The organism is Micromonospora sp. PTRAS2, from assembly GCF_054052245.1.
The window spans coordinates 71,050-83,239 of the sequence record NZ_JBSWBU010000019.1 but is presented as its reverse complement, the minus strand read 5'-3'; the positions used below and the strand labels follow the sequence as shown (position 1 = coordinate 83,239).

Genomic DNA, 12,190 nt, shown 5'->3' with positions numbered 1-12,190 from the left:
GAGCGGCTCCTACGACGTCATCCACGCCCACGACTGGCTCGTCGCGCACACCGCGATCACCCTCGCCGAGCACCTGGACCTGCCGCTGGTGACGACGATCCACGCGACGGAGGCGGGCCGGCACCAGGGCTGGCTGCCGGAGGAGATGAACCGCACCATCCACGGCGTCGAGCACTGGATCAGCGGCGAGTCGACGCGGGTGATCGCCTGCTCCGGCTACATGCGCGACCAGATCGGCCGCCTGTTCGACGTGCCGGCCGCCCGGGTCGACGTGGTGGCCAACGGGGTGGACGACCGGGTCTGGCGGGCCCGGCCCCGGGCGGTCGCCTCGGCGCGGGCCCGGTTCGCCGGTGACGGTCCCCTGGTCGGGTACGCGGGCCGGCTCGTCTACGAGAAGGGCGTGCAGCACCTGATGCACGCCGTGCCGTACCTGCGCGAGCGGCACCCGGGGCTGCGGGTGGTGATCGCCGGCGACGGCCCGTACCGGCAGGAGCTGGTGGAGCAGGCGCACCGGCTGCACCTGGGCGACACGGTGCGCTTCGCCGGTTTCCTGGACTCCACCCAGCTCCCGGCCATGCTGGCCGCCACCGACGCGACCGTGGTGCCGAGCCTCTACGAGCCGTTCGGCATGGTCGCCCTGGAGGCCGCCGCGGCCGGCGCGCCCCTGGCCGTCGCCGCGACGGGCGGGCTCGCCGAGATCGTCGAGCCCGGGGTCACCGGGGTGACGTTCCCGCACAGTGACCCCGACGCGCTGGCGGGCGCGGTCGACCGGCTCATCGGCGACGAGGTCTTCGCCCGCCGGGTGGCCCGCCGGGCCCGCACGATGGTCAGCGAGCGGTACGGCTGGGCGACCATCGCCGCCCACACCGCGAGCAGCTACGCCGCCGCCCGCCGCGAGCACGGTTCGTTCCAGGCCCGTCGGGCGGCGAGCCGGCTGGGCGCGGGTCGACCCCGGATCGCCATCCCGGAGGGGAACCTGCTGGCGGCCGGGCACGCGGCCTGCTGACGGGTTGCCGACCTGTCGTCCGATTGGTCCCTGCCGATCCGCTGGCTATGGTGTACGTCCGCCAGCGGTGAGGAGAACGGTGCAGCAGGTAGTGATCGGCGGCCGGTACCGCCTGCTCGACCTCGTGGGTCGCGGCGGCATGGGCAAGGTGTGGCGTGCCAGGGACGAGATGCTGCACCGCGACGTGGCGGTCAAGCAGGTCGTCCCGCCGGCCGTGCTGGCCGGCGACGAGCTCGACGAGTTGCGCCTGCGTACGCTGCGGGAGGCGCGCACGACGGCGCGGCTCAACCACCCCAACGTGGTCCGGGTCTACGACGTGGTGCCGGTCGACGGCGACCCGTGGTTGATCATGGAGTACGTGCCGTCCCGGTCGTTGCAGCACATCCTGGACACGTCCGGGCCGCTGCCGCCGCGGCGGGCCGCGGCGATCGGGCTGGCGCTGCTGGCCGCGCTACGTGCCGCGCACCAGGCCGGCGTGCTGCACCGCGACGTCAAGCCGGCCAACGTGCTCGTCGCCCACGACGGGCGGGTGATGCTCACCGACTTCGGGCTCGCCGTCTTCGACGGCGGGGACGGGGTGATGACCCGGCCGGGGCTGGTGCTCGGCTCCCCGCAGTTCGTCGCCCCGGAGCGCGCCGCCGAGGGGATCTCCAGCGTGGAGGCCGACCTGTGGTCGCTCGGCGCGACGCTGCACGCGGCCGTGGAGGGCAAGTCCCCGTACGCCCGTAGCACCGCGATGGCGACGCTGAGCGCCCTGGCCACCCGGCCGCCGGACCCGGCGCCGCACGCCGGGCCGCTGCGGCCGGTGCTGGTCGGCCTGCTGCGCCGGGACCCACGGCAGCGCATCGACCATGAGGAGACGCAGCGCCGCCTGGCCCAGGCCGCCGCGCCGGGCGCCGAGCCCTCGCCGGTCACGGTCGCCCCGGAGGCCACGGTGGTTCCGCCGGACGCGGTCCCGCCGGACGGCCCGGCCGGGCCCGCCGGGGCGGACCGGCTGGTCGTGCCGGGCTGGTCGGTTGGGCCGCCTCGGCGGGACGCAACGGCGGGCGGGAGGCCGGCGGGGACGGGCCCGGCGCGGGACGGGCCGACGCCGACCGCGCCCACCGACACCGCCGCCCCGGTGCCGGCCGACGTCCCGTTCGTCATCGTGCCGGCCGGGCCGGCGGACGTCGCCGCGCCGGCCGGGCGGCGCTGGCCGCTGGTCGTGGCCGGCGTGGCGGTCACGCTGGTGGTCGCGCACCTCGTCGTGTTCGCGTTGTTCCGCCCCCACACGGGCCGCGAGGCGACGCCACCGGCCACGCCGGGGGCCGCGCCGAGCCCGTCGTCGGCCGGGCCGCTGCTGCCGCCGCTCAGGGCGGGCGTCCCGCCCCCGCCCTTCCCCTGCCTGCGGCCCTACCCGTTCGGCGAGCCGCCCCCGACCGTCGCGCCGGCCCCGGACGAGCCGCTGCGCCCGCCGTCGGACTGGTCCTGGTACGCCGACCCGGCCGGGTTCCGGCTCGCCCTGCCGCCCGGCTGGCGGCAGTACCGGGACGGAAGCGCGGTCTGTTTCCAGGACCCGTCGGCCCGGCGGATCCTGACCGTCTCCCCGGCGGACGACCCGGCCGCCGCCCCGCTGGAGCAGTTGCGCGCGAACGAGCGCCGGGCGAAGGAGGCGGGCGCCCTCCCCCGGTACGCGAAGATCCGGCTGGCGGAGGTGGCGGGCCGGGGGGCGGAGTGGGAGTGCACCTGGGACGCGCCGATGGGGGCGCGCCTGCGCGGGGCGCAACTGATCCCGTTCGGCACCCGCTCGTGGTCGCTGGCCTGGAGCGGCCCCGAGGTGGAGTGGGACGCCGGCGCGGCCGAGCGGGAGACGATGCGGTCCAGCTTCCGGGCCGGCGGCACGGCCTGAGCCGGCGGGGCCGCCCCACGCGCCCGGACCGCGACACCGTCCGGTGTGGACCGTCCAGGTGATTGCTCCCCGGCGGCGACTCTGCCAGAGTGGCGTAGTTTGTGGATCAAGACCCTGGGGAGGGCGAGGCGTCATGATGGGACCGTCCCACGCACTGTCGGGCGCGGCGGTGTGGCTGACCGGCTCCTGGGCGCTCGACCAGTTCGCCGACTACCACCAGTCGCCGCTGGCCCTCGCCGTCGGCACCGCCGTCTGCGCCGGTGGGGCGCTCTTCCCCGACCTCGACCTGTCGGGCAAGGTGACCCGCAACCAGGGCGGGGCCACGGTGGCCCGCACGTTCGGGGTGGTCAGCCTGTTCGTCGCCGAGGTGATGGAGAAGATCTCCCTCGGCGTCTACTACGCGACCAAGCTGAGCAAGGACCCGCGCCGCAACAACGGCCACCGCACCCTGACCCACACGATCCCGTTCACCGTGCTGGTCGGCTGGGGCACCACCGCGCTGTGCGCCGCGTACGGCAAGTGGGCCGTGGTCGGCATCCTGTTCTTCATGTTCGGGCTGGCCCTGCGCGGGCTGTTCGACCGGTGGGCGGAGCGCGCCGGCTGGGTGATCGTGACCCTGGCCTCGGCCGCCGCCGCCTGGTTCACGTTCGCCAACCTACCCGGCGACCGGGGTTATCCGCTGATCGGGCTGGCCGTCGGGGTGGGCTGCTTCGTGCACATCCTCGGCGACATGATCACGCGGGCCGGGGTGCCGATCCTGTGGCCGATCCCGATCAAGCGCCGGATGTGGACGATGGTCGGCCTGCCGAACAGCATCGCGCTGCGCACCGGCAGCAAGACCGAGGTGGTCGTGCTGCGCGGCGTGCTGACCGCGATCTCCGTGCTCGCGGCGGTGGGCCTGGTGGCCCCGTCGGTGCTGCGCAAGTTCAACATCGAGATCTGAGGCTCCGCCCGTCGCCGGGCCGACCCCGCCCCCAGCGCGGCGCTGCGCCGCCCCCGGGCGCGGGTCGGCCCGGCGACCCATTTTTGTCATCGGCTATTGACGCCCTCGTAACACGTGTCCTACGGTCTGTCGAAACGCTTCGACTAACCGTTTCGACTAGGCGTTTCGACGCAGGTCGGGACCCCGCCCGCCGGGCCGCCGAGGGAGGTGCGCGATGGCCACGATGCACGACGTCGCCCGGCTCGCGCGGGTCTCCGTCAGCACGGTGTCGTACGTGCTGACCGGCGCGCGGCCCATCTCCCAGGCCACCCGGGACAAGGTCCGCGCCGCGATGGCGGAGCTGGACTACCAGCCGCACGCGATGGCCCGGGGGCTGGCCAGCCGGCGCAGCCGTATCCTCGGCCTGCTCCTGCCGATCGACGACCGCGGCCTGGGCGCCACCGAGACGGCCTTCGTCACCGGCGCCGCCTCGGCGGCCAGCGCGGCGGGCTACCACCTGGTGCTCTCCCCCGTCGACGCCGACGACCTCGACGGCCTGCGGCGGCTGGCCAGCCAGCGCATGCTCGACGGCGCGCTGCTGATGGAGGTGCAGCTCGACGACGACCGGGTGGCCGTGCTGCGGGAGGCGGGCGTGCCGCTGGTGCTCATCGGCCGCACCGGCGACACCACCGACCTGTCGTACGTCGACATCGACTTCGACCGCACCGTGCACGACGCCGTCGCGCACCTCGTGGGTCTGGGCCACCGGCGGATCGTCTACGTCAACCACTCCGCCGCGACCATCGCCGAGGGCTACGGCCCCGCGCTGCGCACCCGCGACGCGTTCGCCGCCGCGATGGCCGAGCACGGCGTCGAGCCGCTGATGATCCCCGCCGAGGACAGCGCGGCCGGCGGGCGGGCGGCCCTGGCCACGGCGTTCGACCGGGCCCCCGACCTGACCGCCGTGCTCGCCATGAACGAGCGGGCCGTGTTCGGCATCCTCGGCGGGCTGGCCGGGCGGGGCCTCACCGTGCCCGACGACGTCTCGGTCGTCTCCATGGTCACCTCGCCGCAGGTCGCCGAGCTGGCCACCCCCGCGCTGACCGCGATGACGTCGCCCGGCTCGGCGCTGGGACGCATCGCGGTCGAGGCGCTGCTGCGCCACCTGGAGCTCGACAGCGCCCCGATCCACCAGGAGCTGCTGCCGTGCACGTTGGAGGTCCGCGGATCCAGCGGCCCTCCCGGTCGCCCGACGGGGGACACCACCGGAGCGGCCGACGCGGCCGACCCGGAGGCGTCGGGCACGACGAGCAAGAACACAGCCCGTCGCCGCGCTGCCACGCGACGACGGGCCTAGAGGAGTACCGGCTCGATACTCACGAGGAGAATGGTAATGCAACGATTCCGCACAGTCGTCGCGGCGGTGACCCTGGCCGTCGCCGCGGCGGCGTCCCTGACCGCCTGCGGTGACGACGCCGACGAGGGCGCCAGCGGTGCCAAGGTGCTCAAGCTCTGGCACTACGAGGGCGAGACCAGCGCCATGGGCGTGGCGTGGGACAAGGCGATCGAGGTCTTCAAGCAGGAGCACCCGGGCGTCGAGGTGCGCTTCGAGCGCAAGGCGTTCGAGCAGATCCAGCAGAACGCCGGGATGATCATCAACTCGTCCGAGGGCCCGGACGTGATGGAGTACAACAAGGGCAACGCCACCGCTGGCCTGCTGTCCAAGCAGGGCCTGCTCACCGACCTCACGGCCGAGGCGACCAAGCGCGGCTGGGACAAGGCGCTCAGCCCGAGCCTGCAGACCACCGCCAAGTACGACGACAAGGGCGTGATGGGCTCCGGCAACTGGTACGGCGTGCCCAACTACGGCGAGTACGTGATGGTCTACTACAACAAGGACCTGTTCGACAAGAATGGTGTGCAGGTCCCGACGACGCTCGACGAGCTGACCGCCGCGATGGACACGTTCGTCGCCAAGGGCATCACCCCGCTGGGCACCGCCGGCGCTGAATACCCGGCCGGGCAGCTGTTCTACCAGCTCGCGCTCGCCAAGGCCGACCGGGCGTTCGTCGACAACTACCAGCTCTACAAGAACCCGGTCGACTTCAAGGCCGACCCGCTCAAGTACGGCGCGGACACGTTCGCCGAGTGGGTGAAGAAGGGCTACGTCGGCAAGGGCACCGCCAGCGCCAAGGCCGAGGACATGGGCACGGCGTTCATCGCCGGCAAGACCCCGATGATCGTCTCCGGGAGCTGGTGGTACGGCCGGTTCAAGGCCGAGATGAAGGCCAACTGGGACAGCTTCCTGTTCCCCGGCAACAAGCTGCACGCCGGCTCGTCCGGCAACATCTGGGTCGTCCCGGCGACCAGCAAGGCCAAGGACCTGGCGTACGACTTCATCGACATCACCATGCGCCCGGAGATCCAGGCCCTGATCGGCAACAACGGCGGCGTCCCGGTGGCCGCCGACCCGTCGAAGATCGCCGACCCGAAGGACAAGAAGCTGATCGAGAACTTCAACGCGATCAGCACCACCGACGGCCTGGCCTTCTACCCGGACTGGCCGGTCCCCGGCTACTACGACGTGCTGGTCTCCGGCTTCCAGGGCCTGATCAACCAGTCGAAGTCCCCCGACCAGGTGCTCGACGCGATCGCCAAGCCGTACGACGAGGGCGTCGCGGAGATCAAGCGCGGCTGACGAGGACGCCCGGCGGGCGCGCCCTGCGCGACGCGCCCGCCGGCGCACCGGAGGGACCATCATGGCTGCAACCGACGCCCTCGCCACCCGACGCCGGGGCGACACCGATCCGAAGGGCCGCCGGGGGCCGCGCCGCCGCCGCGGCGACGCGGGCTACTGGCTCTACCTGCTCCCCGGCGCGGTGCTCTTCGCGCTGGTCATCGGCGGGCCGCTGCTGTTCACCGGCTATCTCTCGCTGACCCGCTGGTCCGGCATCGGCGACCCGACGTTCGTCGGGCTGGAGAACTACCAGCGCCTGCTCGACGACACCGTCTTCTGGCAGTCGTTCCGCAGCACCCTCGCCATGATCGTGGCGATGGTCGTGGTGCCCACCGTCGTCGGCCTCGTGCTCGCGGCGGTGCTGTTCGACACCATCGGGCGGCGCTTCAAGCCGCGCACCGCCAACGCGCTGCGGGCCGCGTTCTACCTGCCGCAGGTCCTGCCGGTCGTGGTGGCCGGCATCGTGTGGGGCTGGATCCTGCGCCCCGACGGGGCCCTCAACGGGCTGCTCGACGCGGTCGGGCTGGGCGCGCTGTCGCACGACTGGCTCGGCGACCCCGACACCGCCCTGCCGGCGGTCATGGGCGTGATGATCTGGGTGCAGATCGGCTACCCGGTGGTCGTGTTCATGGCCGCGTTGCAGCGGGTCGACCCCGAACTGTACGAGGCGGCGGAGATCGACGGCGCGGGCTGGGCCCGCCGGTTCCGGGCGATCACCCTGCCGCAGATCCGGCCGGAGACGTTCGTCGTCGCCCTCACCTGCACCATCGCCGCGATGAAGGTGTTCGGGCCGATCTACGCGCTGACCCGGGGCGGCCCGGAGAACGCCACCAACGTGCCGTCGTACTTCGCGTACTACACGTTCTTCAAGAAACTCCAGGTCGGGTACGGGTCGGCGATCTCGACCGTGCTGACGCTGATCATCGTGGTGGTGGCGCTGCTGTTCATCCGCGCGCAGCACCGCGCCGAGCGACGGGACGGGAGCGCCTGATGTCCGTCACCCTCACCCCCGCCGAGGCCCCCGCGAAGACCGGCCGGGCCACTCCTGTTCGCGACCGGCACCACCGGGGCATCGGCCGCTGGATCGTGCTGGCCGTGGTCACCGTCGGCGCCCTGGTCATGCTGGTGCCGTTCGTGTTCATGCTGCTCAACGCGTTCAAGACGCCCGGGCAGTACTCCACGGACGGGCCGCTGAGCTGGCCGTCGGAGTTCTACACCCAGGGCCTGCGCACCTACTGGACGCAGGTCGACTTCCCGCAGAAGCTGTGGAACTCCGCGCTCATCGCCGGCTCGGTCGCGGTGCTCGCGGTCGCCGTGTCGCTGCTCAACGCGTACGCGCTGGGCATCGGCCGGGTCCGGGGCCGGCTCTGGATCGTCGGGGCGTTCCTGCTGGCCAACATGCTGCCGCAGGAGTCCCTGGTCTACCCGCTCTACTACTTCGCCAAGGAGGTGGGCCTCTACAACACCCGGCTCGTCGTGATCATCATCTTCACGGTCATCCAGAGCGCGTTCGGCACGTACCTGCTGGCCTCGGTGCTCGGCACGTTCCCCAAGAGCCTGCTGGAGGCGGCGGCGCTGGACGGGTCCGGCAAGTGGACGATCCTGTGGCGGGTCGTCCTGCCCAACGTCCGGCCCACCCTCGCCGTGCTGCTGGTCTTCTTCTTCATCTGGACCTGGAACGAGTTCCTCATCCCGCTGGTGATGCTCATCGACAACCAGACCCAGACCATCCCGGTGGCCCTCGCGTCGTTGCAGGGCGACCGGCTGATGGACGCCCCCACCACCAACGCCGGGGCGCTGATCAGCCTCGTCCCGGCGATCGTGTTCTTCCTCATCTTCCAGCGCACGCTGAGCCGCGGCATCACGGTAGGAGCCGAGAAGTGAAGTTCACCGACGGGTACTGGCAACTGCGTCCGGGGGTCACCGTGCTGCGCCCCGGCACAGTCGAATCGGTGGAGCCGGACGAACGCGGCTTCACCGTCTTCGCGCCGACCGGTCAGATCACCGGGCGGGGCGACACCCTCAACCGCCCGGTCGTCACCGTGCAGTTCTTCTCCCCCGCCCCCGGCGTGATCGGGGTGACCGTCGGGCACCACAGCGGCGGGCTGCCGAAGCAGCCGCGCTTCGCCCTCGCGGCCGGCGACGACCACCCCGTCACCGTCGAGGTCACCGGCGTCAGCGCCGCCCTGACCACCGGCGAGCTGACCGCCCGCGTCACGCTCGTCGACCGGTGGCGGGTCGACTTCCTGCGCGGCGACCGCCTGGTCACCTCGTCCACCGAGCGCAGCGTCGGCGTCGTCACCGACGGCGAGGGCCGCCACTTCGTCCACGACCGGCTGGCGCTGGGCGTCGGGGAGACGATCTACGGCCTCGGCGAGCGGTTCGGCCCGTTCGTCAAGAACGGCCAGACCGTCGACATCTGGAACGCCGACGGCGGCACCGCCAGCGAGCAGGCGTACAAGAACGTGCCGTTCTATCTCAGCAGCGCCGGCTACGGCGTCTTCGTCGACCACCCCGAGCACGTGTCGTTCGAGGTCGGCTCGGAGGTCGTCTCGCAGGCCCAGTTCAGCGTCGAGGGGCAGTCGCTGACCTACTACCTGATCGACGGGCCCACCCCGAAGGACGTGCTGCGCCGCTACACCGCGCTCACCGGTCGCCCGGCCCGCGTCCCGGCCTGGTCGTACGGGCTGTGGCTGTCGACGTCGTTCACCACGTCGTACGACGAGAAGACCGTCACCGAGTTCATCGACGGGATGGCCGAGCGGGACCTGCCGCTGTCGGTGTTCCACTTCGACTGCTTCTGGATGCGGCAGTTCCACTGGGTCGACTTCGTGTGGGACCCGGCGACCTTCCCCGACCCGGAGGGGATGCTGCGCCGGCTGCATGAGCGCGGCCTGAAGGTGTGCGTGTGGATCAACCCGTACATCGCCCAGCGGTCGTACCTGTTCGAGGAGGGCCGCCAGGCCGGCTACCTGGTGCGCAACCCCGACGGGTCGGTCTGGCAGTGGGACAAGTGGCAGGCCGGCATGGCGCTCGTCGACTTCACCAACCCCGACGCGGTGGCCTGGTTCAACAGCAAGCTCAAGGTGCTGCTCGACATGGGCGTCGACTGCTTCAAGACCGACTTCGGCGAGCGCATCCCCACCGAGGTGGTCTGGCACGACGGGTCGGACCCGCAGCGGATGCACAACTACTACGCCTACCTCTACAACAAGGCCGTCTTCGAGCTGCTGGAGGCCGAGCGCGGCGTCGGCGAGGCGGTCGTGTTCGCCCGGTCGGCCACGGCCGGCGGGCAGCAGTTCCCGGTGCACTGGGGCGGCGACTGCGAGTCGACGTTCGTGGCGATGGCCGAGTCGCTGCGCGGCGGGCTGTCGCTGTCGGCGTCCGGGTTCGGCTACTGGAGCCACGACATCGGCGGCTTCGAGGGCACCCCCGACCCGGCCGTGTTCAAGCGGTGGATCGCGTTCGGGCTGCTCTCCTCGCATTCGCGGCTGCACGGCTCCGGCTCGTACCGGGTGCCGTGGGCGTACGACGACGAGGCCGTGGAGGTGCTGCGCCACTTCACCCGGCTCAAGCTGAGCCTGATGCCCTACCTGGCGGCGGCGGCCGAGGAGGCGCACCGCGACGGGGTGCCGGTGATGCGGCCGATGATCGTGGAGTTCCCGGACGACCCGATGGCCGCGTACCTCGACCGGCAGTACATGCTCGGCCCCGACGTGCTGGTCGCGCCCGTGATGAGCGCCGACGGGGAGGTCACCTACTACGTGCCCGCCGGCACCTGGACCAACCTGGTCAGCGGCGCGCAGCTCACCGGGCCGGCGTGGGTGACCGAGAAGCACGACTACGACAGCCTGCCGGTGCTCGCCCGCCCCGGTGCGGTGATCCCGTTCGGCGCGACGCACGACCGGCCCGACTACGAGTGGGCCGACGGCGTGCGGCTGCGGCTGTTCGCGCCCGTCGAGGGCCAGCGGACCCGGGTGCGGATCCCGTCGCCCGGCGGCGGGCCGGGGGCCGAGTTCGAGGTGCGGTACGACGGCGGGACCGCCGCCGTGGACGTGGTGGCCGGCGCGTCGTCCGGCTACGACTGTGACGTGGTGGGATCAGGGTCGCCGGGCGGCGACGTGCTGGGGACGGAGGCGAACCGGTGACGCGAGTGTTTCCCGAGGGCTTCGTGTGGGGCTCGGCCACGGCGTCGTACCAGATCGAGGGCGCGGCCACCGAGGACGGGCGGGGCCCGTCGATCTGGGACACCTACAGCCACACCCCCGGCCGCACCCTGAACGGGGACACCGGCGACGTGGCCGCCGACCACTACCACCGCTGGGCCGAGGACCTGGGGCACATCGCCGAGCTGGGGCTGTCGGCGTACCGGTTCTCGATCTCCTGGCCCCGGGTGCAGCCCGGCGGCTCCGGGGCGTTCAACCGGGCCGGGCTGGACTTCTACTCCCGGCTCGTCGACGGGCTGCTGGAGCGGGGCGTGCGGCCGGTGGCCACCATGTACCACTGGGACCTGCCGCAGGAGCTGGAGGACGCCGGCGGCTGGCCGGCACGGGACACCGCGCTGCGGTTCCAGGAGTACGCGGCCGGCATCGTGGCGGCGCTCGGCGACCGGGTGCACACCTGGACGACGTTCAACGAGCCGTGGTGCTCGGCGTACCTCGGCTACGGCTCCGGGGTGCACGCGCCGGGCCGCACCGAGCCGGCCGGGGCGCTGGCCGCCGTACACCATCTCAACCTCGCCCACGGCCTCGCTGGCCGGGTGGTGCGCGAGCTGGCGCCGGCGGCGGAGCTGTCGGTGACGCTGAACCTGCACGTGGTCCGGCCGGCGTCGGGCTCGGCGGCCGACGCCGACGCGGTGCGCCGCATCGACGCGCTGGCCAACCGGGCGTTCCTCGGGCCGCTGCTCGACGGGGCGTACCCGGCGGACCTGCTCGCCGACACCGCGAAGGTGACCGACTGGTCGTTCGTGCGCGACGGCGACGAGCGCACGATCGCGGTGCCGCTGGACGTGCTCGGGGTCAACTACTACTCGACCACCCTGGTGCGGGCCTGGGACGGCGTCTCGGCCCGCTCGGACAACGACGGGCACGGCAGCTCGGCGCACACCCCGTGGGTCGGCGCCGACGACGTGGACTTCCTGCCGCAGCCGGGCCCGTACACGGCGATGGGCTGGAACATCGAGCCCGCCGGCCTGACCGAGCTGCTGCTGCGGCTGCACCGGGAGCACCCCGGGCTGCCGCTGATGATCACCGAGAACGGCGCGGCGTTCGACGACGTGGTCACCCCCGACGGCCGGGTCCACGACGAGCGGCGGCTGGACTACCTGTACCGGCACATCGACGCGGTCGGCGCGGCCATGGACGCGGGCGCGGACGTGCGCGGCTACTTCGTCTGGTCGCTGCTGGACAACTTCGAGTGGGCGTGGGGCTACGACCGCCGCTTCGGCATCATCCGCGTCGACTACGACACGCAGGAGCGGATCTGGAAGGACAGCGCCCACTGGTACCGGGCCCTGACCGCCACGGGTCGGCTGGAGCCGCCGGCCGGCGACTGAGCTGTGCCCGCCGGGGCTGCTCGTCCGTCGTTCGGGCGAGCAGCCCTGGCGCGTTTGCGGCCGGCGGCACCGGCGCGGCGACG

Annotated in this window: 9 protein-coding genes; all 9 read left to right on the top strand. The window is 72.7% G+C overall.

Annotated elements, in window-relative coordinates; all coding sequences use genetic code 11:
• Window positions 1-1,006, top strand: a 1,006-nt coding sequence (locus ACVMYR_RS31245) for a glycosyltransferase family 4 protein (RefSeq protein WP_457123511.1), incomplete at its 5' end; no start/stop codon positions are given.
• Window positions 1,007-1,085: 79 nt separating this feature from the next.
• Window positions 1,086-2,894: a protein kinase domain-containing protein gene (locus ACVMYR_RS31240; RefSeq protein WP_457123510.1), complete on the top strand. Its 1,809-nt coding sequence runs from the start codon at window positions 1,086-1,088 to the stop codon at window positions 2,892-2,894.
• Window positions 2,895-3,027: 133 nt separating this feature from the next.
• Complete coding sequence (locus tag ACVMYR_RS31235) at window positions 3,028-3,837, top strand: metal-dependent hydrolase (RefSeq protein WP_077939262.1); 810 nt, start codon at window positions 3,028-3,030, stop codon at window positions 3,835-3,837.
• A gap of 214 nt (window positions 3,838-4,051) precedes the next feature.
• On the top strand, window positions 4,052-5,173 hold the full coding sequence (locus ACVMYR_RS31230) for a LacI family DNA-binding transcriptional regulator (protein ID WP_077939261.1): 1,122 nt from the start codon (window positions 4,052-4,054) through the stop codon (window positions 5,171-5,173).
• Window positions 5,174-5,209: 36 nt separating this feature from the next.
• Complete coding sequence (locus tag ACVMYR_RS31225) at window positions 5,210-6,514, top strand: ABC transporter substrate-binding protein (protein ID WP_077939260.1); 1,305 nt, start codon at window positions 5,210-5,212, stop codon at window positions 6,512-6,514.
• A 61-nt stretch (window positions 6,515-6,575) separates the two neighbouring features.
• On the top strand, window positions 6,576-7,544 hold the full coding sequence (locus tag ACVMYR_RS31220) for a carbohydrate ABC transporter permease (RefSeq protein ID WP_457123509.1): 969 nt from the start codon (window positions 6,576-6,578) through the stop codon (window positions 7,542-7,544).
• On the top strand, window positions 7,544-8,437 hold the full coding sequence (locus tag ACVMYR_RS31215; protein WP_457123508.1) for a carbohydrate ABC transporter permease: 894 nt from the start codon (window positions 7,544-7,546) through the stop codon (window positions 8,435-8,437). The genes ACVMYR_RS31220 and ACVMYR_RS31215 overlap by 1 nt, the downstream gene beginning before the upstream one ends.
• Window positions 8,434-10,701, top strand: coding sequence for an alpha-xylosidase (gene yicI, locus ACVMYR_RS31210; protein ID WP_457123507.1), 2,268 nt, complete (start codon window positions 8,434-8,436; stop codon window positions 10,699-10,701). The genes ACVMYR_RS31215 and yicI overlap by 4 nt, the downstream gene beginning before the upstream one ends.
• Window positions 10,698-12,107, top strand: coding sequence for a GH1 family beta-glucosidase (locus ACVMYR_RS31205; RefSeq protein WP_396787977.1), 1,410 nt, complete (start codon window positions 10,698-10,700; stop codon window positions 12,105-12,107). Before yicI ends, ACVMYR_RS31205 begins: the two co-directional genes overlap by 4 nt.
• Window positions 12,108-12,190: the final 83 nt, after the last annotated feature.

What these genes read in the sequence shown, in the direction of transcription:
- ACVMYR_RS31220 (WP_457123509.1), top strand. Translation starts at nt 6,576, where the DNA reads ATGGCTGCAACCGACGCCCTCGCCACCCGACGCCGGGGCGACACCGAT.
- ACVMYR_RS31215 (WP_457123508.1), top strand. Translation starts at nt 7,544, where the DNA reads ATGTCCGTCACCCTCACCCCCGCCGAGGCCCCCGCGAAGACCGGCCGG.
- ACVMYR_RS31235 (WP_077939262.1), top strand. Translation starts at nt 3,028, where the DNA reads ATGATGGGACCGTCCCACGCACTGTCGGGCGCGGCGGTGTGGCTGACC.
- ACVMYR_RS31225 (WP_077939260.1), top strand. Translation starts at nt 5,210, where the DNA reads ATGCAACGATTCCGCACAGTCGTCGCGGCGGTGACCCTGGCCGTCGCC.
- ACVMYR_RS31230 (WP_077939261.1), top strand. Translation starts at nt 4,052, where the DNA reads ATGGCCACGATGCACGACGTCGCCCGGCTCGCGCGGGTCTCCGTCAGC.